This window comes from Nocardia sp. NPDC057455 (assembly GCF_042802775.1).
Taxonomy (GTDB): Bacteria; Actinomycetota; Actinomycetes; order Mycobacteriales; family Mycobacteriaceae; genus Nocardia.
In genome coordinates this window covers 79,678-103,501 of record NZ_JBHVDM010000011.1, presented here as the reverse complement: position 1 = coordinate 103,501, position 23,824 = coordinate 79,678, and the positions used below count along the sequence as shown (strand labels likewise).

At 70.0% G+C, this 23,824-nt stretch carries 11 protein-coding genes; 4 read left to right on the top strand and 7 right to left on the bottom strand.

Annotated elements, in window-relative coordinates:
- Positions 1–119: 119 nt before the first annotated feature.
- From ACFU5M_RS06975 to ACFU5M_RS06950, 6 genes are all read right to left on the bottom strand, one after another.
- Positions 120–938 (bottom strand): ABC transporter permease, encoded by an 819-nt coding sequence (locus ACFU5M_RS06975; protein WP_379045031.1) that lies wholly within the window; start codon positions 936–938, stop codon positions 120–122.
- Positions 938–1,756 (bottom strand): antibiotic transporter, encoded by an 819-nt coding sequence (locus ACFU5M_RS06970; protein ID WP_379045028.1) that lies wholly within the window; start codon positions 1,754–1,756, stop codon positions 938–940. Before ACFU5M_RS06970 ends, ACFU5M_RS06975 begins: the two co-directional genes overlap by 1 nt.
- Positions 1,753–2,739 carry an ATP-binding cassette domain-containing protein gene (locus ACFU5M_RS06965; RefSeq protein ID WP_379045025.1) on the bottom strand — a complete coding sequence of 329 codons (987 nt, stop codon included), beginning with the start codon at positions 2,737–2,739 and terminating at the stop codon, positions 1,753–1,755. The genes ACFU5M_RS06970 and ACFU5M_RS06965 overlap by 4 nt, the downstream gene beginning before the upstream one ends.
- Positions 2,736–16,040, bottom strand: a complete 13,305-nt coding sequence (locus ACFU5M_RS06960) for an amino acid adenylation domain-containing protein (RefSeq protein WP_379045022.1) — start codon at positions 16,038–16,040, stop codon at positions 2,736–2,738. Before ACFU5M_RS06960 ends, ACFU5M_RS06965 begins: the two co-directional genes overlap by 4 nt.
- A gap of 198 nt (positions 16,041–16,238) precedes the next feature.
- Positions 16,239–16,700 (bottom strand): AMP-binding protein, encoded by a 462-nt coding sequence (locus ACFU5M_RS06955; RefSeq protein ID WP_379045019.1) that lies wholly within the window; start codon positions 16,698–16,700, stop codon positions 16,239–16,241.
- A 141-nt stretch (positions 16,701–16,841) separates the two neighbouring features.
- Positions 16,842–17,846 carry an ABC transporter substrate-binding protein gene (locus ACFU5M_RS06950; RefSeq protein WP_379045073.1) on the bottom strand — a complete coding sequence of 335 codons (1,005 nt, stop codon included), beginning with the start codon at positions 17,844–17,846 and terminating at the stop codon, positions 16,842–16,844.
- Between the two features lie 283 nt (positions 17,847–18,129).
- Between ACFU5M_RS06950 and ACFU5M_RS06945 the strand changes: the two genes are divergently transcribed.
- Together ACFU5M_RS06945 and ACFU5M_RS06940 are read left to right on the top strand one after the other, a co-directional pair.
- Positions 18,130–18,612, top strand: coding sequence for a hypothetical protein (locus ACFU5M_RS06945; RefSeq protein WP_379045016.1), 483 nt, complete (start codon positions 18,130–18,132; stop codon positions 18,610–18,612).
- Between the two features lie 97 nt (positions 18,613–18,709).
- Positions 18,710–19,243 carry a hypothetical protein gene (locus ACFU5M_RS06940; protein WP_379045013.1) on the top strand — a complete coding sequence of 178 codons (534 nt, stop codon included), beginning with the start codon at positions 18,710–18,712 and terminating at the stop codon, positions 19,241–19,243.
- Between the two features lie 64 nt (positions 19,244–19,307).
- Here the strand turns inward: ACFU5M_RS06940 and ACFU5M_RS06935 are convergent, their stop codons facing one another.
- Entirely contained in the window at positions 19,308–20,114 is an 807-nt protein-coding gene (locus tag ACFU5M_RS06935; protein WP_379045010.1) for a VOC family protein, read from the bottom strand.
- Between the two features lie 557 nt (positions 20,115–20,671).
- On the opposite strand from ACFU5M_RS06935, the gene ctaD reads away from it, so the two are divergent.
- Both ctaD and serB read left to right on the top strand, forming a co-directional pair.
- Positions 20,672–22,414 carry a cytochrome c oxidase subunit I gene (ctaD, locus tag ACFU5M_RS06930; protein WP_379045007.1) on the top strand — a complete coding sequence of 581 codons (1,743 nt, stop codon included), beginning with the start codon at positions 20,672–20,674 and terminating at the stop codon, positions 22,412–22,414.
- 185 nt (positions 22,415–22,599) lie between these two features.
- Entirely contained in the window at positions 22,600–23,817 is a 1,218-nt protein-coding gene (gene serB / locus ACFU5M_RS06925; protein WP_379045004.1) for a phosphoserine phosphatase SerB, read from the top strand.
- Positions 23,818–23,824: the final 7 nt, after the last annotated feature.

The window sequence follows — 23,824 nt, the reverse complement described above, 5'->3', positions numbered from 1 at the left end:
GTCGTGCGCCCACTGTCCGGCCTTTCGTTCGTCGACATCGTCCTGCCCGACGTTAGGAAGGGGCGCTCGAGTCCGGCTGAGCTCCCGCTGGGAGTTCGCTGGGAACGGTGCCTCGGGCTTCAGCGCCTGCTGGCCCGGCGGTAGCCGATGGTCGCGGGCACCGCGAAGAGGACGATCGCGCCGATCGACCACACGACGGTGAGGGTGAGCGGGCGGGCGAGCGGTCCGCCGAAGGCGAGCGCGCGCATGGCATCGACCCCCACCGACATGGGCTGGTCGCGGACGACCGGCTGGATCCACTTGGGGAAGGCGACCAGCGGGACGAAGCCGGTGCTGAAGAACATCATCAGCGAGGTGAGGATCGTGATCCCCTCGACCAGAGTCGATTTCGCGGTGAACACGGCAACGGAGGTGACGATGGTGGCGAAGGCCAGGCCGAACAGGACCGGCAGGAACAGGAAGGCGATCGCCGCCGCGACGCCCTGGTGGAAGCGAAAACCGAGCACGCTACCCACCAACACGACCGCGAGGGTGCAGACGAAGATGCGGCAACCCTCGGCGAGTACCCGCGAAGCCAGGCCGGAAGCGCGGTGCACGGGCAGCACCCAGAAGCGGGCGAGCAGGCCCGCGTCTCGTTCGCGGCCGAGCAGCACACCCCCCGCCACCGCGCCGGACAGCGCACCCACCAGGGCGACCATGGGCACCGATCCGTACAGCGCGCTCTCGCCGGTGAACTTCTGGATCTGCCCACCGATCACGGTGTTCAGCATGATCAGCAGCAGGCACGGGATGATCAGCGTCTCCAGCAGGGTGACCGGATTGCGCGCCCAGCGCAGCAGCAGGCGCTGCGTCTGAATCAGCGTGTGCGCCATCAGCGCCGATACCGACACCTCCGAGCCGGTCCATGACTCGTGCCTGTGATCCGCCAGCAGTGCCATCACGCCCTCCTCGAGCTCAGCCGCATCGACAGCGGGACGCAGATGATCAGGATGCCGAGCGCCCACGCGGTCGGCGGCCCCAGTAGCGACAAACTCAGCTGGCCCGCGTTCGGTCCGCTGTCACCGGCGAACGCGCGCAGAGCGATAGCCCATTGGGACACCGGCTGGTTGCGCACGAACGGCTGTACCCAGGCCGGGAACTGGTCGGCCGGCGCGATTCCGGTGGACAGCATGCCGAAGATCAACGGCGGCAACACCAGCGCTTGCGCGGTGGCCTCCGGGTTGCGTGACACGGTGCCGATCACGTCGCCGCCCCAGATCAGCGCGAGTCCGATGAGCAGCGAGAACAGCACGAAGCCGATCGTCTGCGCGGTGCCGAGGTAGAAACGGAAACCGATGACGTGGCCGCAGATCAGCGCGGTGATCAACCCGATGACCAGGCGGAAGACGCTGCCGGACAGGCGCGCCGCGACCGGGACGAGCGGGCCGATCGGCATCGCGCCGAAGCGCCGGTTGAGCCCGGCGACCGAATCGGTGGCCGCGCGGAACGCCGCCGAGACGGCGGTGAACGCGGCGGCTTGCAACACGACCAGCGGCATCATGTACTGCGCGTAACTGCTGAATCCGGTGCCGATGACGGTCATGATCGTCTTCAGCGGAATGTAGAAGCTGGCGGTGAATGTCGCGGGCGCCAGCACCGAGGTGAGCACCTCGCCGCTCTGCAGCGACGGCGCGACCAACCGGGTGGTCAGCACCCACCACTGCTGCGGCCGCAGCGGCGCCGCACGGGTCTGGCTCAGCCAGGTCGCGGCCGTCACGACACGGCCTCCGTCCGCGCGATCTCCTCTGTCGTCGCCAGATGCCCGGTGAGCTGGAGGAACACGTCGTCGAGCGAGGGGCGGCGCAGCGCGACGTCGACGAGGTCGACGCCCGCGCTGTCCAGCCGGCGCAGCGCCTCCAGCAGTGTCTTCGAGCCGTCCGGGGCGGGTATGGCGATCCGATCGGAATCCGGACCGAGCGCGTCCCGATTCTCCTGCGGCAGCAGCGGACCCAGGGCCGCGGCGATGGCGGGTAGGTCTCTGAGGTTCAGCGGGACCACCTCGCAGTAGCTGCCGCCGGTGCGCGCCTTCAGCTCGTCGGCGGTGCCCTCGGCGATCACCACGCCGTGATCGATGACGATGATCCGGTCGCTGAGCGCGTCGGCCTCCTCCAGGTATTGGGTGGTGAGCAGGGTGGTGATGCCCGCCTTCTTGAAGCCGGAGACCAGATCCCACACCCCTTGCCTGCTGCGCGGATCCAGCCCGGTGGTCGGCTCGTCCAAGAACACCACGTCGGGCCGGACGACCAGACCGCAGGCGATGTCGATGCGCCTGCGCATACCGCCGGAGTAGGTGCCCACCTTGCGGGCCGCCGCGCGCTCGAGATCGAACTCGGCCAGCAGTTCGTCAGCGCGGGCGCGGGCGGCCCGCTTGCGCAGGCCCATCAGCCTGCCGAACATCACGAGGTTCTCGTAGCCGCTGAGCATGTCGTCCAGCGCGGCGTACTGCCCGGTCAGCATGATGCTGCGGCGCACCGCCGCGGGATCGGCCAGCACGTCGTACCCGGCGACGACGGCCCGGCCCCGGTCCGGCCGGATCAGCGTGGACAGGACGTTCACCGTGGTGGTCTTGCCCGCGCCGTTCGGTCCGAGGATGCCGAGCACCTCGCCCGGCTCGGCCACGAAATCGACTCCCCGCAATGCCTTGACCGCGCCGAAGGATTTCTCGATCCCCTCGACGACGACTCCTTGATCGGAATTCATCCTCGGCCTCCCAGATGTGCATCGAGCACGCGCGCGATGACCGGCAGCACGTGCGGCGCCGTCAGTTCGTCGTGGGTGGCTTCGATGTCGTGGTTGATGATGTCGCCGGTCACGTACGGCCCCCAGCCGTCGGGACCGAAGATGTCGGAGGTGTCGACGGTCGCGCTGAAATACACGATGTCGCCGTCGTACACGGGTCGGCGGTACCCGGTTCTGGTCCGGGCGGCGGCGTTGTACGACCCGGCCATTCGCTCCAGCGTGGCGGCGTCGATCAGCGAGACCCCGCCGAGCCGTTCGCGGATCAGCTCCGCCGCCTGCTGCGCGGTCGCGTCCGCGGGCACGTCGTGGATGCCGAACACCGCGCCGAAGCTGTTCACGAACGAGCCCGCGGTGAGCCGCTCGATGCTGTCGCCGTCGATGTCGGCGGTGTCGGCGTCCAGCAGCGCGACCACACCCACCTCGGCTCCCGCGGCCTTCAGCTTCACCGCCGCCGCGTGGGCGATCAGCCCGCCGAACGACCAGCCGAGCAGGTGGTACGGCCCTTCGGGTTGCAAGGTCCGGATCTCTCGCACGTAGCGGTCGGCGAACTCCTCGATCGAGCGCGCGGGCGGTTCCTGGCCGCCGAGATCGGGCGCTTGCAGCCCGTAGATCGGGCGGCCGGGCGCGAGCGCGTCGGCGAATCCCAGATAGGTCCACGACATTCCGGACGACGGGTGGATGCAGAACAGCGCGGGTTTCTCGCCCCCGAGCCGGATCGGCAGCACCACGTCCAGACCGAGCCCGCCCGCCGCCGGGACGGCCGGTGCCGCCGTGGCCGCCGCTTCTTCCTCGGCGGCGGTGCGTGCCGCCGGGGTCTGGGCGAAACGGGCCGCCGCGCTCAGCGCGCCGATCCACAGATCGGCCAGCTCGGCGACTTCGTCATGGTCGAGCAGGGTGGACGGGAAGCCGAAGCTCGCCCGCAACCGGTTTCCGATGACGACGGCGTTGACGTCGATCGCCGCTTGGAGGGGCACACTCGGATCTTCGGCCACGTGCACATCGCCCAGTTCGTCGGTCGGCAGCCAGCCGATCCCCTCGAGCCCGGCCGGGATATCGCCGGTGGAATATCGGCCGAGGTAGTTGAAGCCGACCCGTCCCGGCAGCCGTTCCGGCAGTTCCCGCGCGGTCTCGGCATCGAGGTAGCGCAGCAAGCCGAAGCCGATTCCTTTGTCCGGCACCGCCAGCAGTTGGTGCTTGACGGCGCGGATCGCCGCGCCCAGCGCGGGGCCGCCTGCCAGCGCGTCCTCGATGTCGATTCCGGCCAGGTCCAAGCGCACCGGGTAGATGCTGGTGAACCAGCCGATGGTGCGGGAGAGGTCGGCGCCGGGCACGACTTCCTCCTGGCGGCCGTGACCTTCCAGGCGTATCAGCGCCGAGGGGTCGCAGGCGCGCCAACGCACCAGCGCCAGCGCCAAGGTGGCCAGCAGCGCGTCGTTGACGCCGCCCTGGAACAAGCCGGGCAGGGTGGTGAGCAGCGCGGTGGTGACCTCCGCGGACACCTCCCGCTCCACCATGCGCAGTGTGCCGGTCCGGTCGACGGCGGGGTCGAGCTCCCGGCCGCCGATCACCGGGTCGGGTCCGGACAGCACGTCGCGCCAGTAGGCCAGCTCGGCGGTCCGCTGCGGCGAGCGCGCCTCGTCGGCCAGCGCGTAGGCCCACCGCCGCATCGAGGTTCCGGTCTCGGCGAGCACCGGCGCGCTTCCGGCCGACACCTGGGCCCAAGCGGCTACCAGGTCCGGCACCAGGATGCGCCAGGACACGCCGTCGATCGCCAGGTGGTGCGCCAGCACGATCAGCCGGCCCGACCCGGTGCGCGCGCCCGCGTCGCCCACCGGGTCCAGCCAGATGAATTGCAGCACCGTGCCACCGGCGGGATCGAGCCGGTCGGCCGCGGCGTCCAGCTCGGTCATGGCGAACTCGTGCAGTTCGATCGGGTCGACGGCGGTGAACTCGATACGGTGCAGCAGCGCGTTCACGTCGACCGACCCGGGCGGGGCGACCAGCAGGCGCGGCCCGTCCTCGCCGTCGGTCACCAGCCGGACGCGCAGCATGTCGTGCCGGTCCACCGCGGCGGTGAGCACCGCGACGATCTGCGCGCGCTCGATACCCACCGGCAGCTCCAGTGCCGCGGTCTGGGCGAAGCGATCGTAGTTCCCGCCGCGCTCCAGCATGTAGTGCACGATCGGCGGGAGCGGCAGCTCACCGACACCGCCGCCGGGCAGTTCGTCCAGGATCACCGCGGTGCCCGCCGCGTCGGCGGCCGCGGCCAGCGCCGCCACCGTGCGGTGCTCGAACACCTGAAGCGGGGTGCACGTGATGCCCTGCTGCTTGGCCCGCGACACCAGCTGGATCGCCAGGATGCTGTCGCCGCCGAGCGCGAAGAACGAATCGTCGGCGCCCACCCGCGCCTCCCCGAGCAGTTCGCCGAAGATCGCGGCCAGCTGCTGTTCGGTCGGCGTGACCGGCGCGCGGTACTCGGTGCGCTCGGCGAGGAACTCCGGTTCCGGCAGCGCCTTGCGGTCCAGCTTGCCGACCGCGTTGAGCGGGATCTCGTCGAGCACGACGAATGCCGTGGGCACCATGTAGCCGGGCAGGGTGTCGGCGGCGAAAGCCCGCACCTTCGCCACGTCGAGTTCGTACCCGGGCGTGCGCACCAGGTAGGCGGCCAGCGCGGTCGCGCCGGTGGGGCCGGGCACGCCGAGCGTCACCGCGAAGTCCACGCCGTCGGCGCGGCCGAGCACCGCGTCGATCTCGCCGAGTTCGATGCGCTGACCGCGCACCTTGACCTGGAAGTCGGTGCGGCCCAGATATTCCAGTTCCGGACCCGCGTCGCCGCGGATCCAGCGCACCAGGTCGCCGGTGCGGTACATCCGTTCACCCGGCGCGCCGAACGGGTCGGCGATGAAGCGGGCGGCGGTGAGGCTCGGCCGCGCGTGGTAGCCGCGCGCCAGCGCCGGTCCGGCGAGATACAGCTCGCCCGCCACGCCGAACGGGACCGGTCGCAGCCGGTCGTCGAGAACCAGCACCTGCGCGCCCTGCACGGGGGCGCCGATGGACACCGGGGCGTCCACCTCGAGCGCCGCCGAACCCGTCGCCCAGATGGTCGATTCGGTGGGGCCGTACAGGTTGACCATGGTGCGGCCGGTGGCCCAGCGTTCGACCAGTTCGGCGCCGACCGCCTCGCCGGCCACCGCGAGCACCCGGACGCTGGTCACCTCGGCGGGATCGAGGGTGGCCAGCGCGGAAGGGGTGATCACCATGTGGGTGACCTGCTCGGTGTCGATCAGCTCGGCCAGCGCGCTGCCGCCGAATATTTCCGGCGGTGCGACCACCGACGCGCCGCCGGAGCCGAACGCCATGATCGCCTCGAACACGGATGCGTCGAAACTCGGCGACGCCACCTGCAACACTCGGGAGTGTTCGTCCAAGCCGAGCGAAGACTGTTGCGCCGCAACGAGGTCGGCGATACCGCGATGGGAGACCGAGACGCCCTTCGGCGTGCCGGTGGAGCCGGAGGTGTAGATCATCCACGCCGCGTTGTCCGGCCGGACGGGTGCGAGCAGTTCGCTCTCGCGCAGCGGGCGGCTGCTCGCGGCGCTCCAGCGTTGGACGAGGGCGAGTTCGTCGAGCACCAGCCAGTTCGTGCTGTCGGGCAACATGGGCCGGAACGCGGCGAGGGTCAGGCCCAGTGTCGCGCCGGAGTCGGTGAGCATGTGGTCGATGCGCTCGACCGGGTGCTTCGGATCGACCGGAAGGAACGCCGCGCCCGCCTTCGCCGCGGCCCACATCCCGGTGAGCAGCTCCGCGGAGCGTGGGAGCCCGAGCGCGACAACGGTTTCCGGGCCGCCGCCCGACTCGGCCAGGACTCGGGCCAGGCGATTGGCGTGCGCATCGATCTCGGCGTAGGTGGTGATGTGCCCGCCGACCACGAGCGCGACGCGATCCGGGTACCGCCGCACGGTCTCGGCGAGCAGGTCCGGCAAGGTCGTGGTCGCCGTGCTCGCGGGCCCGCGCACGGGCACCAGCGTCGCGAGTTCGGCGTCGTCGAGGATGTCGATATCGGCTATGCGGACGTCGGGCCGGGACAGCACCGTCGTCAGCACCCGCCGCCACCGGGCGGCGAAGGCCGCCGTCGTCGCCTCGTCGAACAGATCCGTGGCGTAGGTCAGGACGGCATCGATGCCCGCCGGACCGCTGTCGGCGAAGCGCTCGCGCAGATCCAGCGTCAGGTCGAACTGGGAGGCGTCGCGCTCGAAATCCTCCACCTCGAACCGCAGGCCGGGCAGTTCCAGCACTGGTTCGACGAAGTTCTGCAGTGACAGCGAGACCTGGAACAGCGGGTGGTGCGCGGTCGATCGAGCCGGATCCAGCACTTGGACCAACCGCTCGAACGGCACATCCGTGTTGGCGAAGGCGTCGAGGTCCGCGGACCGGACGGTGTCGAGGAACGCCGCGAAGTCCGCTGCCGGATCGACCGGGGTGCGCAGCGCGAGGGTGTTGACGAACATGCCGACGAGCTGGTCGAGCGCCTCCTCGCCGCGTCCGGCGACCGGGGTGCCGATCAGCACGTCGTCGGTACCGGCGAGGCGCGCGAGCAGTACCGCGAGCGTGGCGTGCACGACCATGAACGGGCTGACGCCGCGTGCGGCGGCGAAGTCCACCAGCGCACGGTGCGTCTCGCTGTCGACAGCGAAGCCGAAGTCGGCGCTGTGCATGCTCTGTACCGCCGGGCGCGGCCGGTCGGCGGGCAGTTCCAGCACATCGGGCGCGCCCGCCAAGGTCTCGCGCCAGAACCCGATCTGGCGCGCGGCGAGCGAGTCCGGGTCGGTCTCCTCGCCCAATACCTCGCGATGCCAGAGCGCGAAGTCGGCGTATTGCACCGGCAGCGGGACGCGGGTGGCGTGCCCGCCGCCGGCCCGCTCGGAGTAGGCGGCGACCAGGTCGGCGGCCAGCGGCGCCATCGACGCGCCGTCCGCGCTGATGTGGTGCACCACCAGCACGACGACGTGCACCGGCGGCGTGGCGGCCGCGAGCTCCTCGGGGCCTGCGGTATAGCCCGACGTCACCGGCGCGGTCCGCACCACGGGCCCGGACGAGACCGGCGCTTCGCCCATCGCAGGAGCCGACGAGACCGGTGCCGCACTCGCGGCGGGCGCGCCGCCCCCATGGATCCGGAACAGGCCCACCCGCAGCGGCGGCTGGGTCGCGAGATCGAAGCCGGTTCCCGCCAGCTCGGTGATCCGCTCGCGCAGCGCGGCGCCGTCCTCGGTGGCGACCACCGGCATGGCGGGCACGGCCACTTCCGCACCCACCACCACCTGTCGCGGTCCCTCCGCGTCCGCCGGGTAGAGCGTGCGCAGGCTTTCGTGCCGGTCGACCACGTCGACGAGCGCGGCGCGCAGTGCGTCGATGTCCAGATCACCGGTGAGCCGCAGCGCCACCGCGATGTTGTAGGCAGGTGAAGCCGGATCCATCCGGTTGAGCACCCACATGCGCTGCTGCGCCGGCGACAGCGGAACCCGATCCGGCCGGATCCGCGGCGCGAGGGCGAACCGGCCCGGCGCCGCGCCGGTGGCGGGCACCACCCGGGCGGACAGCTGGGCCACGGTCGGCGCGTCGAACAGATCGCGCAGCGCGATCCGCGACCCGAGCGCCGCGTTCACCCGCGCCACCACCTTCGTCGCGCTCAGCGAGTTGCCGCCGAGCTCGAAGAACGACTGGTCGACGCCGACGCGGTTCCGGTCGAGCACCTCGCCGAACACCGCGGCCACCGCCTCCTCGACCGGCGTGCGGGGCGCGAGATAGGGCCGCAGGCTCTCCGCGAAGTCCGGGGCCGGAAGGGCTTTGCGATCGAGTTTGCCGACCGGGGTGAGCGGAATCGAGTCCAGCACGACGAGATAGCCCGGCACCATGTAGCCGGGCAGTTCGGCGGCCACCTGCGCGCGCAGCCGCTCGACGTCCAGCCGCACGCCTTCGGCGGGCAGTACGTAGGAGACCAGCACGGTCGTCCCGGCCGGCCCGGTGCGCCCGATGGTCACCGCGTACTCGACCTCGTCGTCGCGGGACAGCACCGCGTCGATCTCGCCCAGCTCGATGCGCAGGCCGCGAATCTTGACCTGGAAGTCGCTGCGGCCCAGATACTCCAGCTCGTAACCGCCGTCGTAGTCGACCCAGCGCACCATGTCACCGGTGCGGTACATCCGCTCGCCGGGTTCGCCGAAGGGGTCGGCGACGAACCTGCTCGCGGTCATCTCGAACCGGTTGAAGTAGCCACGCGCCAGCGCCGGGCCCGCCAGGTACAGCTCACCGGGCACCCCCACCGGCACCGGACGCAGCCAGGCGTCCAGCACCATGGTGGCCGCGCCGCGGATGGGTCCGCCGATCGTGATGGGTTCGCCGGCGACGAGTTCGCCGGGCCCGGTGGCCCAGATGCTGAATTCGGTGGGGCCGTACAGGTTCACCATGCGCCTGCCCGGTGACCACCGCTCGATCAGCTCCGGCGTCGCCGCCTCGCCCGCGACCGCGAGCACGCGCAGGTGTTCCAGGCCGGTGGGTTCCATGGTGGCCAGCGCCGAGGGCGTGACCACCGCGTGGGTGACGCGCTGGGTACGCAGCAGGGTTTCCAGTTCGGTTCCGCCGTAGACGTCCGGCGGCGACACCACCAGCCTGCCGCCCGCGCCGTGGGCGATCAGCAGTTCGAACACCGAGGCGTCGAAGCTGGGTGAGGCCACCTGGAGCACGCTGGCGGTGTGATCCAGCCCGAGCGTCTCCCGTTGCGCGGTCACGAGATTCGCGATGCCGCGATGGCTGAGCAGCACTGCCTTCGGCTTGCCGGTGGAGCCGGAGGTGTAGATCAGGTACGCCGTCTGGTCCAGGTCGATCGGTCCGCCGCGCTCCTCGTCGGTGATCGGCGCTTCGGAGACCGTCATCACCCGCCGGATGGTGTTGAGGTCGTCGAGCAGCAGCCAGTCGATCGTGCCGGGCAGCGTCTCGCCGGTGGCGGTGACCGTCACGCCGATCGGGGCCTTGGAGTCGCTGAGCATGTGCTCGATGCGTTCCACCGGGTAGTTCGGGTCCAGTGGCGCGAAGGCCGCGCCGGTCTTGGCCAGCGCCCACACGGCGATCACCGATTCCAGTGAGCGGGTCAGCGCCAGCACGACGAACACCTCACGCCCGACCCCGCGGCGCAGCAGCACCCTGGCATAGCGGTTGGACCACGCGTCCAGTTCGCCGTAGGACATGGTGAGCTCACCGGCGGTGATCGCGATCGCGTCCGGATCGATCCTGGCGCCCGCGGTGAGCAGGTCGGGCAGCGTGGCCTGCGGCACCGACTCCGGGCCGCGCACCGGGACCAGCGCGGCGCGCTCGGTGTCGTCGCAGTACTGCAGCTGGGAGACCAGCGCGCGCGGGTCGTCGCCGAGCTGGGTGAGCAGCCGGACGAAGCGATCCAGCAGCGGACGCGCCTGCTCCGCCGGAAGCTGGTCGGCCATGTACTTCAGCGTGATCCGCAGCGTGTCGCGGCCGTCGTCGCCGCGCAGCGGGATCACCATGAGATTCAGCGGATACGGCGTCGCGTCGGTGCCTTCCACGTCGAGCACCCGCATGCCCGCGATGTCCAGCGCCTGCGACAGCGCTTCGCGATCGATGGGGTAGGACTCGAACACGGTGAGCGTGTCGAACAATTCGGCCAAGCCCACCGCCTGATGGATGGCGGCCAGGCCGACGTGCTGATGATCCATCAGGCGCGCCTGTTCGGACTGCACGCGTGCGAGCAGGTCGGCCACCTTCTCGGCCGGATCGAGCCGCACCCGCACCGGCAGCGTGTTGATGAACAGGCCGACCATCTCCTCGACCCCGGCCAGCTCCGGCGGACGCCCCGAGACGGTGCCGCCGAACACCACGTCGGTGCGGCCGGTGAGCATGGCCAGCAGCATCGCCCACGCGGCCTGCACCAAGGTGTTCACCGTCGCGCCCGCTTCCCGGCCCGCCGTTTCCAGCCGGGCCACGGTGTCGCGGGACAGGTCGACGGAGATCATCCCGGTTTCGGTCGACTCGATCCCGGCGAGGGTGGGCACCGCGCGGGTCGGCGTGTCGACGCCGGCCAGCGAATCGGTCCATGCCGCGAGGGATTCGGCGTCGTCCCTGGTCGCCAGCCAGGTCAGGAATTCGCGATAGGAGTGCGCGGGCGGCAGCGCCGCGGCGTCACCGTCGGTGACGTAGAGGGTGAGCAGTTCGCGCACGAGCAGCGGCGTCGACCAACCGTCCAGCACCAAGTGGTGGTTGGTCAGCACGAAACGGTAGGTGTCGGGTGCGATCCGGATCAGCGTGCAGCGCAGCAGCGGCGGACGGGTGAGTTCGAATCGGGTGCGCGCGTCCAGCGCGACCAACCGGCCGAGTTCCCCGGCGCGCTCGTCCGCGTCGGCGATGCCGGTGAGATCCGCTTCCCGCCAATCGATCTCGGCGTCGGCCAGGACGAGCTGACGCGGACCGTCCTCGGTCTCGACGAAGGCGACGCGCAGGTTCTCGTGCCGGGTCACCAAAGCTTGTGCGGCGCGGCGCAACCGGGCCGCGTCTACGGTGCCGGCCAGGGTGAGCAGCGACTGCACCGTGTAGCCGTCGGCGGTGTCGGAGTCGTAGAGCGCGTGGAAGAGCAACCCGTATTGCAGCGGCGAGAGCGGCCACACGTCGGCGAGGTTCGGGTAGTCGCGCTCCCAGGCGTCGATCTGCGGCTGGGTGACGGCGATCAGGTCGAAGTCCGACGGCGTGCGTCCGCCCGCGCTCGCGGTTCCGGCGTGCGCGGCCAGCGCGCCGAGGGCCTGCCCCCACAGCGTGGCGAGTTCGCCGAGATCCGCCTCGTCGAAAAGCCGTGCGGCGTAGGCCCAGGTCACCTCGAGACCCGTGTCGGTGAGCACGGCGTTGATGTCCACCGCGGCGGCCAGCGGCGCGCGGTCGTCCTGGGTGGCGGCGAACCGGCGCGGCAGCCATGGCTCCGCGTCCCCGCCGGTGGACGCGCGGCCGAGGTAGTTGAAGCTGATCTGCGGGGTGGGCGCGTCCGCGAGCGCCGCCGCGGTACTCGGGACCAGGTAACGCAGCATGCCGAACCCGATGCCCTTGTCCGGCAGGGCGCGCAACTGTTCCTTGGTCGCCTTGATCGCCGCGCCCGCCGCGGCGCCGCCCGCGAACGCATCCGCCACATCGATGCCGGTCAGGTCGACCGCGACGGGGTAGACACTGGTGAACCAGCCCACCGTGCGCGCGACGTCGGCGCCCGGCACAACGGTCTCCGCGCGGCCGTGGCCCTCCAGCGTGAACAGCGCCGAGGTGCGCCCGCGCCACCGGGCGAGCGCCAGCGCGAGTCCGGCCAGCAGCACGTCGTCGGCGCCGCAGTGGAAACGGTCCGGCGCGGTGCTGAGCACGGTGTGCGCGACATCCGGCGCGACGACCGTTGTCAGCTGGGCCATGGAGCCCACCACATCGAGGGCCGGGTCCATCGGCGCCGTGCCGAGCGGGGGGTCGGGCGTGGCCAGAACGCGGTGCCACAGCGGCAACTCGCCGGTGCGGGTGGCCGCGTGCTCACGCTGCCCGTGCGCCCAGCGCCGGAAGGAGGTACCGACCGGGGCGAGCTCGGCGCCCAGCGCGGCGGTGGCCAGATCCGGCAGCAGGATGCGCCAGGAGACGCCGTCGGTGACGAGATGGTGCAGCACCAGCCACAGCAGCGGCGCCGCGTCGGTGCGCTCGATCCACACGAAACGTGCGACCACACCCGTCTCCGGGTCGAGCTGATCGGCGGCGCGCTGCAATGCCCGCTCGCAGGTCGCCTCGGCATCCGCGTCCGCGGTCACGACCTCGAGCAGTGCGCCCGCGTTCACCGCACCGGATTCGGCGACCACCCAGCTCCATCCGTCGCCGGTGCGCCGCAGCGTCGAACGCAGCAGGTCGTGCCGGGCGAGCAGCGCCTCGAGCGCGGCGACGAGACTCGCGCGCTCGATACCGGCGGGCAACTCGATCAGCACGGCTTGGGCGAAGCGCCGCCAGGTGTCACCGGTCTCGAGCATCGCGTGCACGATCGGTGTGAGCTCCACCTCGCCCACCCCGCCGCCGGGCAGCTCGTGCACCACCGCGGTCGGGACTTCGGTGGCCACCGCGGCGAGCGCCGCGACGGTCTTGCGCTCGAACACATCGCGCGCGCCGAACCCGAGTCCGGCCGCTTTCGCCCTCGACACCAGCTGGATCGAGACGATGCTGTCGCCGCCCAGCGCGAAGAAGCTCTCGTCGACACCCACCGATTCCAGGCCGAGTACCTCCGCGAACAGTGCGGCGAGCAGCTCCTCGCGTGGCGTGGACGGCGGCCTGCTCGTCGTCGTGCGCGCGCCGAATTCCGGTGCGGGCAGCGCCTTGCGGTCCACCTTGCCCAGCGGCGTGAGCGGGAGTTCGTCGAGCACCATGACCACGGCGGGGACCATGTAGGCCGGAAGCGTTTCTCCGGTCGTGGCTTTCAGCGCCTCGGGATGAATCTGCGTTCCCGGCTTCGGCAGCACGTACGACACCAGCGCGGTGGCGCCCGAACCGGTTTCGACGCCGAGGGTGAGCGCGAAGTCCACGTCGGGATGGCGCTGCAGGGCGGCGTCGATCTCACCGAGCTCGATGCGGAAACCGCGCACCTTCACCTGGAAGTCGCTGCGTCCTTGGTACTCCAGTTCGACGCGCCCGTCGTTGCGGACCCAGCGCACGAGGTCGCCGGTGCGGTACATGCGCTCGCCGTTCGCGTACGGATTCGCGACGAAACGATCGGCGGTCAGCCCGTTGCGCCGGTGGTAACCGCGGGCCACACCGGGTCCGGCGAGGTAGAGCTCACCGGTGGTACCCGGCGGCAGCGGCCGCAACCACGGGTCGAGGACCACGGCGGACACGCCACGGGCCAGACCGCCGATGGTGACCGGGCCGTCCGGCGTCAGCGGGGCGCTGAGCGTCACGGTGATGGTGGTCTCGGTGGGACCGTAGCCGTTCAGCAGAGTCCGGCCCGACCACTTCACGACGAGTTCGGGCGGGCAGGCGTCGCCGCCGACGATCACGGTGCGCAGCTCGGGCAGCGTCGCCGGGTCGAGCGATCCCACGACCGCCGGGGTCACGTTGAGGTGGGTGACGCGGTGGGCACGCAGTACCCGGGCCAGCTCCTCGCCCGCGTACGCGGCAGGCGGCACCACGGCCAGCGTCGCGCCCGCGGCGAGCGTGACCAGGATTTCCTCGACCGAGATGTCGAAACTCGGCGATACGGCATGGGCGACGACGGAACTCGCGTCGATGCCGAAGCCGGCGCCGGAACTCGCCACCAGGTTTGCCAGCCCTCGGTGCGGGACGGCCACGCCTTTGGGGAGCCCGGTGGAGCCGGAGGTGTAGATGATGTAGGCGACCTGGTCCGGGTGCACCGCGGTGGGCCGCTCGGCGTCGGTCAGCGGCGCGGCGTCCCGCTCGGCCACCGTCCGCTCGCTGTGCTCGTCATCGAGGATCAGCCAGGACACCCGGTCCGGCAACGACTTTCGTGCGGAGGCGATCGTGATTCCGGCGACGACTCCGCTGTCGCCGACCATGTGCTCGATCCGGTCGGCCGGATAGGTCGGATCGATCGGCACGAATGCCGCGCCGGTCTTGACCACCGCGATCGTCGCCAGCACCGATCGGAGGGACCGCGGAATCGAGATCGCCACCGTGCGCTCGGGGCCCGCGCCCGCGGCGAGCAGCATCCGGGCCAGCCGGTTGGTGTAGTCGTCCACCTGCCGGTAGGTCAGCACGGTCTCGTCTTCCACGAGCGCGGTCGCAAGCGGGTCACGGGCCGCTCCCTCGGCGAGGATGCTCGGCAGTGTCCGCGCAGCCTGGCCGACCGGCCCTCGGGCGGGAGCGAAGTCGGTGCGCTCGTCGTCCGAGAGCACCGGCACGCTCACCAGCGGCGCGTCCGGTCCGGCGGCCAGGAAGCGGTGCAGGAACGACAGGAAGCGGCGATGCTGCCCGGTCAGCTCGGCGTCGGAGTAGAGGTTGCCGTTGGCCTGGAAGTCGATGTGCGTGCTCTCGCCGCCGACACCCGGATACAGGTTGACGAACAGGTCATCGATCAATCCGGAGGTCAGTACGTGCAACCGGCCGGTGACCGGGCCGAGCTGGATCCTGGTGTCGACCATCATCAGGTTCACCGTCGGGCCGAACGACCCGGCCTCGTCCATCGGCCAGCCCAGATCGCGGAAGATGTCCTCCTGCCGGTAGCGCTGGCGTCGCAGCGCCCCGGTCAGCTCGCCCTGGGCCGCGCGGATCACGTCGCCGACCGTGGTGGTCGGCGTCAGCCGCAGCCGCAACGGGACGACATTGGCGATCATGCCGCCGGAACGCCGCAGCGTCGCGGTGGTGCGCGCGGATACCGGGAGGCTCAGCACGACCTCCGGCGAGCCGGTCATCGCGGACAGATATGCGCCGAACGCGGCGACCACGGTCGGTGCGGCACCGGAGGAGAGTTGCTCCGCGACGGCGTCGAGCAGGCGTGCGGTATCGGCGGGCAGCGCGCCCGCGACCCGGCTCGGATGCCCGTTCACACCCGCGGTGCGGCCGGCCAGGCTCACCGGGTCGGCCATCCCGTCCAGATGCGCGAGCCAGTGCTCCCGGTCCGCGCCGAACCGCTCCGAGCTGCGGTAGGCCAGGTCGGCCTCGACGATCTTGCGCAGGTCCTCGGCCTTCGCCGGTGGCGCTTCGCGGCCTTCCACGGCGGCGTTGTACAGCTCTCCGGTGCGCTGCACCATGGTCAGCGCGCCCATGCCGTCGAGCACGATGTGGTGGATGCGCGAGTACCACAACCAGCGCTGCGCGCCGACACGCAACATGGCGACGCGCACCAGTCGGTCGCGGGTCAGCACGAGCGGGGCCTCGTACTCCGCGCGCATCCAGGCGCGCGCGGCGGCTTCCGGATCGGGCTCGGCGCGGAAGTCCAGCGTTTCCAAGCTGTCGTCGAGGGTGGTGTCGACGAACTGGAACGGATGTCCCTCCACTTCGATCAGGCGGAGGTAGCCGGTGCCGAACTCGCGCCCGGCCTGCCGCGCCGAGCGCGCCAGCAGGTCGAGATCGATCGGTCCGTTCAGTTCGACGTACTGGGCGATGGAGATCGGCGTGTCACCGGCGACATGCTGGGCGAACCAGATGCCGCGCTGTGCCGCCGACAGGGCGAAGGCCCCGTCGGGGAGCGCTGTGTCCGAATCTTTCACCGAAAGGGAAGGCTGTTGCATTGAGTGTCCTACGTTCTGACCGTGGTCGGGCTACCCGGCGAGGACCGCCCGCAGCCACCGCGGTAGCGGTAGTACCTGCCGCCGCACAGCACGCGGCACCTCAATTCTGAACCGGCGTGGTCGGCGCTGCGGGGGTATTGCGCACACTGCGCGACCCGAACATCGCTGTTCGGGTCGCGTGGGGAGGGGTATGCCCGCTCAGGCGGCGGTCGGCAGAAGATCCAGGTCGGCCGCGCGCAGCGGCGCGGCGGAACTGGTCAGGTAGCGCTGCAGGGTGGAGCGCTCGTCCAGCACCAGCCAGGTGATCCGGCCCGAGCGGTCGGGCTGCTGGTCCTTGGTGGTGATGCCCACCGGGGTGCCGAGCGCGTAGGAGCCGTCGTCGGTGACCGGGACGGTGACGGCGCCGATCTTGGTGGCGGCCCGCTCGGCCACCACGGACTCGATCGGCTGGTCGATCGCCACCGCGATCCGGGTGCCCGGCCCCGCGCCGATGCGCAGCAGCAGCCGGGCGAGGCGGTTGGACCAGCGATCGAGCTCGGCGTAGGTGAGGTCACAATCGGCGGTGGACACCACGACCGCCTGCGGATCGACCTCGGCGACGGGCTGTGCCATCGACAGGGCGTACAGGTTGTCGGAGAGCGAATCGGTCAGCGTGTGCATGTCGTGTCCTCGAGAGTCGATTGAGAGGTTCTTGGCGTACCTCTGAATCTCGTCCTCGGAGGGGCTTTCCGACAGCAACCCCAGCGCTGGTCCGCGCACTCCCAGGGTGGGGGAAACCGCACCCAAGGGGGTGGGCGGCGGTCAGTCGGTCACGTAGCCGTTGAGCGTGTTGCGCAGATCGGTGAGCAGGGCGCGGGCGGCGGTGAGGCCTTCGCCGTGCCAGACGGTGTCCTCCACGGCGAACACCCGGCGATCCGTCGCGGCGCCGAGTTCCTTCCATTCGTCGGTGCGCAGCACCGCCTCACCGTGTTCACGGCCCTCCGGGCCCGCGAGGATCACGTAGATCAGGTCGCCCTCCACCTTCGTGGCGAACTCGTTCTCGCGCACGTCGAACGACGCCCCGCGCTGAGCCGCGGGACGCTGCACGCCCGCGTCGCCGAGCACCTGGCCGGAAAAGCTGTCGCCGCCCTGCACCCGTTCGGCGTCGGCGGTGAACCTGACGACCGACGCCTGGGTCTGGCCCGCGGCCAGCGCGACACCGGTGTCACGCGCCTCGGCGCGGTAGTTCTGCAAGGCGGTCTCCGCCGCGCCGCGCCGCCCCAAACCCGCCGCGTACGCCGCGAATTCGGCCTGCCAACTGTCGTTCGAGCCGACCAGCACGGTCGGGGCGATGGCCTGCAGCGCCGCGAAACTCGCCGGCCCCGCGGGGATCTCGCCGAGGATCAGATCGGGGTGCAGATTCGCGATCCGCGCCGGGTCGGGCTGCGCGGCGGTGCCGACATCGGGGATCTTCAGCACGCCGGTGCCGAGATAGGCAGGCTGCGGACTCGGCCCCGCCATGGTCACTGTGCCCACGACCCGCTCCCACAGACCGAGCGCGCAGACCGCGTCGAGCGCGGAGGTGCTGAGCACGACTATGCGCTGCGGGTCGGCCGGCACCTCGGAGACGCCCGCCGCATGGGTGACGCTGCGGGTGGCCTCATCCGCCGGATCCGGCGCGCTCGGCAGCGCGCATGCCCGGGTGGTGTCGCGTTCCAGCCCCACCACACCCGCGCCCGCGATATTGGTGGTGGTGCGCACGATGGAAGCGGCGTCGTCGGTGGTGCCGCCGCACCCGGCCACGAGAAGCGCGGCGCACCCGGCCATGACCGCCCGAAACCGGTGACCGCCCGCGCTGTTCCGATACCGGGCCGCGCGAATTCGGCCGCGTACATGCAAAAAGTCGCTCACCGGCATGCGAGTGAGGGTACATGTCGGCGCCGGTCGTCCCTTGGGTGAGGTCCGAGCCGTGGGCGTCGGTGTGCCGGGGTTCCGGGCAGCGGGTTCGCCGGTCCGGCTGCTCCGCCGTACTTTCCGAGGTAGGCCGCTCGTGTTAATGTTTCAGCGAGGTCGCGGACGGGGAGTTACGCGACGCAACGAGGGGGAATCAATGAGAGTGCATTTAAGTCGGCTCGTGCTCGTCTTTTTTATCGCTGCCTGGACTTTCGCCGCCGGTGCTGCGGCGCATGCGACGCCACCGCCGGGTTCGTCGTTCGATTACAAGAAGTTCACCGCCGAGATGGCGGCGTGCGATGCGGACGGCAGCACGATGAGCGACAATCACATACTTTACGGCGCGGTTCATCCGAACGGCTCCAAGATGCAGCTGCGTTGCTACGCGCTGCGCCACATGATCGACGGTGGCCATGATCCATTTCTCAACCCGCAAGCTTTTCTGGACTGCGTGGACCGTCTGGTGAGTTACGGATTTCCCCGAGACGGAAACAAGCCCGGTCACAAGGTGAACATTCTCCAGTACCGCGGCACGAGCAGCAGGGCGAAACTCGCCTACGACACGAACCGCGGGAACGACATCTTGACTGTCTATACTGAGCCGCGGGACAACGAGTGGTTCGCCTGCGCGACCATGTAATTCACTCGAACGGGGTGCGGAGATGGGCATACGACGACGCGAGTTGGTCGCTGCTGCCAGGCAGGGGGAGGACTCTGTCGAGGATCCGCTCGTGCGATTGCGGCTCGACCTGACCGAGATGGTGCGTTTCTGCGGCCGGGTATATTGCGGTGAATCATCCAGCTATGCGCTCGCAGTCCATGCTGTCCGTGCTCGGCACGCCGAGGGAATCGCCCGATCGTCGGACGCATTTACCGCATTCGAACGGCTGCGGTTGGAGGCGCTGGACAGTGCGGCCGAGGAAATCACGGGGCTGGATGCGGACACCGTCGATTTGGCGATCGCCGACCGAATAGCCGACGGGTTGATGAGGTTCTTCCAGCGGAGAAAAGTATCCGGACGTCCGATGGCAGGGGTTTTCCTGATCTGCCTGAACGAGGCATACGCTGTCGCCGGACGACATCGGGACCCGTATCTCGGAGCGAGGAACATCGCGGAGATGAGATTGTTCACCGATCCCGAAGACGAGCAATTCGTCGCGTTGTGCGACGAATTGACCATGATATTCGAAGAATCCGCCGGTGCGAATCCGGCGGTTGTCGCGAGAATCGAATCAGCTATGGCGGAGTTCACGCGCGCGAATCCGGTGTGACTGCGCGGTACCGGCCCGCACGGAATATGCCGGTAAACACCGGATCCGTGCGGCCCGTCCGGATTCAGGCTCGATTGCCGCCGATGCTGAAGCGGGCGCCGGTGGCGTCGGCGACCGCGGACATCCGACCGTAGGGGGTGTCTGCGGGCGGGGAGAGCACCGAGCCGCCGAGTTCGACGAGGCGTTCGACGGACTTGTCCACATCGTCGGCGCCGAAGTAGACGGTCCAGCCCGCGGGAGCGCCGTCGGGCAGGAACGCAGAGGCGTCCATGACCCCGCCCAGCATCGGGCTCTCCGCGTGGATGGTGGAGTAACGGAACTCCGGGGCGTCGGAGATGGTGAAGACGTCCGACCAGCCGAAGACTTCCCGGTAGAACGCCAGCGAGGCGTCGTAGGCGCGGGTGTGCAGTTCGAACCAGGACGGCGCCCCGGCGTGGTCGCGCCACTGGCCGCCCGAAACCAGGCCCATGGCCTCGAAGCCGGGGAACGTCCCGGCCTGCCAGAGGCCGACGCCCGCGCCTCCGACGTCGCCGAGCACGGCCATCGTGCCCAGTTCACCCACCGCCATCGGCGGCACGATCAGCGATGCCCCCGCCGCAGTCGCCGCGTCGGCGGTGGCCTGCGCATCCGGACAGGCCAGATACGCCGTCCACTGCTCCGGGCTGTCGGTGTCGCCGGGCATCCTGGCCATCGCACCCGCCACCGCGCGCCCGTCCTTGCGGAAGGTGACGTACCCGCCGAACTCCTCGCCCGCGCTCTCGGCGGTCCAGTCGAACAGGTCGCGGTAGAACGCGATACTGCGATCGAGGTCGGAGGTGTACAGATCTACCCAACAGGGATCGCCGGGCTTGCGGCCATTCGGTGTCGTCATCGCTGGTCTCCTGGCTGAGAGGGAAGTCGTGTCACCGGTACAGACGGCCGTCGCCCACGGAACTCATCGGTTCCGGCCCGTCGAGCGCGAGGAATTTCTCGACCGAACTATTGATCCACCCCGCTGCCCCGCACCGGCGCATCCAAGTGGCCCGCATGACCGGCCGCGAGGCTGTCTCTGTCGCAGACCCGGCATCGGCAAGCATCCAGCTCATCGTTTGTCGCCTACGTGACCACTCACCCCGGCCACGTCTTCCGAGGGAAGCGAGACCGAGCATCCGCCGTTCGCGGGCCCGCTCGCGTCCGAGTGGCCGCCGCGTACGCTGTGCGGGAGCAAGCCGTGGCCGCTCGAACGCGAGCCACGAGAGCACCGCGAACAGGCCGCGCCGTAGTCGCGGCCGAACGAATACGACAGAGAGTAGGACCCGTTCGGTCGGCGCGGGGGGCCCGGGTTTACGATTCGAAGAGCGCAAGCGAACTGTCGTCTGTCCCGACATCGGGATGGATGCGATCAGCGGAGCCTGCGGAGCGAATTGAAGGCACCTTTCAGGAGGATCAGTGACTGCCGTAGAGCCCCAGCCAGTCCCTCAGTTGGAAGCGACTCGGCCTTATCCGGCTCGGACCGGGCCGAAGGGCTCGTTCATCTACAAGATGGTCACCACCACGGACCCCAAGGTCCTGGGTGTCATGTACCTGACCACGTCGATGGGCTTCTTCCTCATCGGTGGCCTGATGGCCCTGCTGATGCGCGGTGAGCTGGCCCGGCCGGGCCTGCAGTTCCTCTCGACCGAGCAGTTCAACCAGCTGTTCACCATGCACGGCACGATCATGCTGCTGTTCTACGCGACCGCGATCGTGTTCGGCTTCGCCAACATCATCCTTCCGCTGCAGATCGGCGCTCCGGACGTCGCCTTCCCGCGCCTGAACGCCTTCAGCTACTGGCTCTACGCGTTCGGCGCCAGCATGGCGACCGCGGGCTTCATCACCCCGGGCGGCGCGGCGGACTTCGGCTGGACGGCGTACGTGCCGCTGACCGACATCCTGCACTCGCCCGGCGTCGGCACCGACCTGTGGATCCTGGGCCTGGCGGTGTCCGGTCTGGGCACCATCCTCGGTGGCGTGAACATGCTGACCACCGTGGTCTGCCTGCGTGCTCCCGGTATGACCATGTTCCGGATGCCGATCTTCACCTGGAACATCGCCGTCACCAGCGTGCTGGTGCTGCTGGCCTTCCCGCTGCTGACCGCCGCGCTGTTCGGCCTGGCCTACGACCGCCACCTGGGTGGCCACATCTACGACCCGGCGACCGGCGGCATCCTGCTCTACCAGCACCTGTTCTGGTTCTTCGGCCACCCCGAGGTGTACATCATCGCGCTGCCGTTCTTCGGCATCGTGTCGGAGATCTTCCCGGTCTTCTCGCGTAAGCCGATCTTCGGTTACACCACGCTGGTCTACGCCACCCTGGGTATCGCCGCGCTGTCCATCGCGGTGTGGGCGCACCACATGTACGCCACCGGCGCGGTGCTGCTGCCGTACTTCTCGTTCATGACCTTCCTCATCGCGGTCCCGACCGGTGTGAAGTTCTTCAACTGGATCGGCACCATGTGGCGCGGTCAGCTGACCTTCGAGTCGCCGATGCTGTTCTCCATCGGCTTCATCGTCACCTTCCTCTTCGGTGGTCTGTCCGGCGTCATCCTGGCCAGCCCGCCGCTGGACTTCCACGTCACCGACTCGTACTTCGTCGTGGCGCACTTCCACTACGTGCTCTTCGGCACCATCGTGTTCGCCACCTACGCGGGCATCTACTTCTGGTTCCCGAAGATGACCGGACGGATGCTGGACGAGCGCCTGGCGAAGTGGCACTTCTGGACGACCTTCATCGGCTTCCACACCACCTTCCTGGTCCAGCACTGGGTGGGCGCCGAGGGCATGCCGCGCCGCTACGCCGACTACCTGCCCAGTGACGGCTTCACCACGCTGAACACGATCTCCACGATCGGCGCCTTCGTGCTCGGCGCATCGATGCTGCCGTTCCTGTGGAACGTCTTCAAGAGCTACCGCTACGGCGAGGTGGTCACCGTGGACGACCCGTGGGGCTACGGCAACTCGCTGGAGTGGGCCACCACCTGCCCGCCGCCGCGGCACAACTTCTACGAGCTGCCGCGCATCCGCTCCGAGCGCCCCGCGTTCGAGCTGCACTACCCGCACATGGTCGAGCGCATGCGCGCCGAGGCTCACGTGGGCTGGGGCGCGGGCAAGCATGCCACCGATCTGCACGAGCCGAACGTCCTGGCGAAGTAGGGCGCTTCCCGCGCCGGGGCAACGGACGGGCGACGTCCGGCCCCGCCGTAGGATTCATCGCGACGAGTGTGCACCCGCTGGTCACCAGCGGGTGCACACTCGTTTGTGGAGATCAGTACGCACCGTGCGTTGCGACAACGACGTCCAGCACAGCGACGGCGAACATCGAACATGGAGCGCATCAGTTGGCCGACACCACCGTCCTCGTCACCGTCACCGGGCCCGACCGCCCCGGTGTGACGTCCGTGCTGCTCGCGGCCATGTCCCGGCACCACGTGAGCCTGCTGGATGTGGAGCAGGTCGTGATCCGGGGCAGGCTGACCCTGGGCGTCCTGGTCACCTGCCCGACCGACGCCGAGGCGTTGCAGGACGAACTCGAAGAGGCCATGAACACCGTCGGCATGCACGTCGACGTGGAGGTGGGCGCGGCGATCGGCAGGCAGCCGATGTCCACGCACGCGGTGGTCATCCTCGGCAGCCCGGTCACCGCGCGGGCGTTCAGCGCGGTATCGCGGCAACTGGCTGCCCTTGGGGCCAACATCGACACCATCCGCGGTATCGCCGACTACCCGGTGACCGGCATGGAGTTGCTGGTCACGGCGACCGACTCCGGGCCGGACACCGATTCGCGGCTGCGAACGGCGCTGGCCGAGGTGGCGGTGGCCGAGCAGGTGGACGTCGCCGTGGAGCGGGCCGGGCTGGCCCGCCGGGGCAAGCGGCTGATCGTGTTCGATGTCGACTCGACGCTGATCCAGGGCGAGGTCATCGAGATGCTCGCGGCGCACGCGGGCGTGGAGGACGAGGTCCGCAAGGTCACCGAGGCCGCGATGCGCGGGGAGATCGACTTCGCCGAATCGCTGCGGCAGCGGGTTGCGACGCTGGCCGGGCTGGACGAGTCGGTGATCGAGGAGGTGGCCGACCGGATCGAGCTCACCCCCGGCGCGCGCACCACCATCCGCACGCTGCGCCGGATCGGTTTCCGCTGCGGCGTGGTGTCGGGCGGCTTCCGGCAGGTGATCGAGCCGCTGGCACACGAACTGGAGCTGGACTTCGTGCAGGCGAACACGCTGGAGGTCGTGGACGGCAAGCTGACCGGCCGCGTCGTCGGCGAGATCGTCGACCGCGCGGCCAAGGCGATCGCGCTGCGCAAGTTCGCAGCCGAGGCCGGAGTGCCGATGGAACAGACCGTCGCCGTGGGCGACGGCGCCAACGACATCGACATGCTCAACGCCGCCGGGCTCGGTGTCGCCTTCAACGCCAAGCCCGCGCTGCGCGAGGTCGCCGACGCCGCGCTCTCGCATCCCTATCTGGACGCCGTCCTGTTCATCCTCGGGGTCACCCGGCACGAGGTGGAGGCCGCCGACGCCAGGGATGGGCTGCTGCGCCGCGTTCCCCTGGGCTGAGCGGGCC

Excerpts from the sequence above, each read along its gene's own strand:
- ACFU5M_RS06975 (WP_379045031.1), bottom strand. The coding sequence starts at position 938 with ATGGCACTGCTGGCGGATCACAGGCACGAGTCATGGACCGGCTCGGAG.
- ACFU5M_RS06960 (WP_379045022.1), bottom strand. The coding sequence starts at position 16,040 with ATGCAACAGCCTTCCCTTTCGGTGAAAGATTCGGACACAGCGCTCCCC.
- ACFU5M_RS06965 (WP_379045025.1), bottom strand. The coding sequence starts at position 2,739 with ATGAATTCCGATCAAGGAGTCGTCGTCGAGGGGATCGAGAAATCCTTC.
- ACFU5M_RS06935 (WP_379045010.1), bottom strand. The coding sequence starts at position 20,114 with ATGACGACACCGAATGGCCGCAAGCCCGGCGATCCCTGTTGGGTAGAT.
- ACFU5M_RS06945 (WP_379045016.1), top strand. The coding sequence starts at position 18,130 with ATGAGAGTGCATTTAAGTCGGCTCGTGCTCGTCTTTTTTATCGCTGCC.
- ACFU5M_RS06955 (WP_379045019.1), bottom strand. The coding sequence starts at position 16,700 with ATGCACACGCTGACCGATTCGCTCTCCGACAACCTGTACGCCCTGTCG.
- ACFU5M_RS06950 (WP_379045073.1), bottom strand. The coding sequence starts at position 17,846 with ATGGCCGGGTGCGCCGCGCTTCTCGTGGCCGGGTGCGGCGGCACCACC.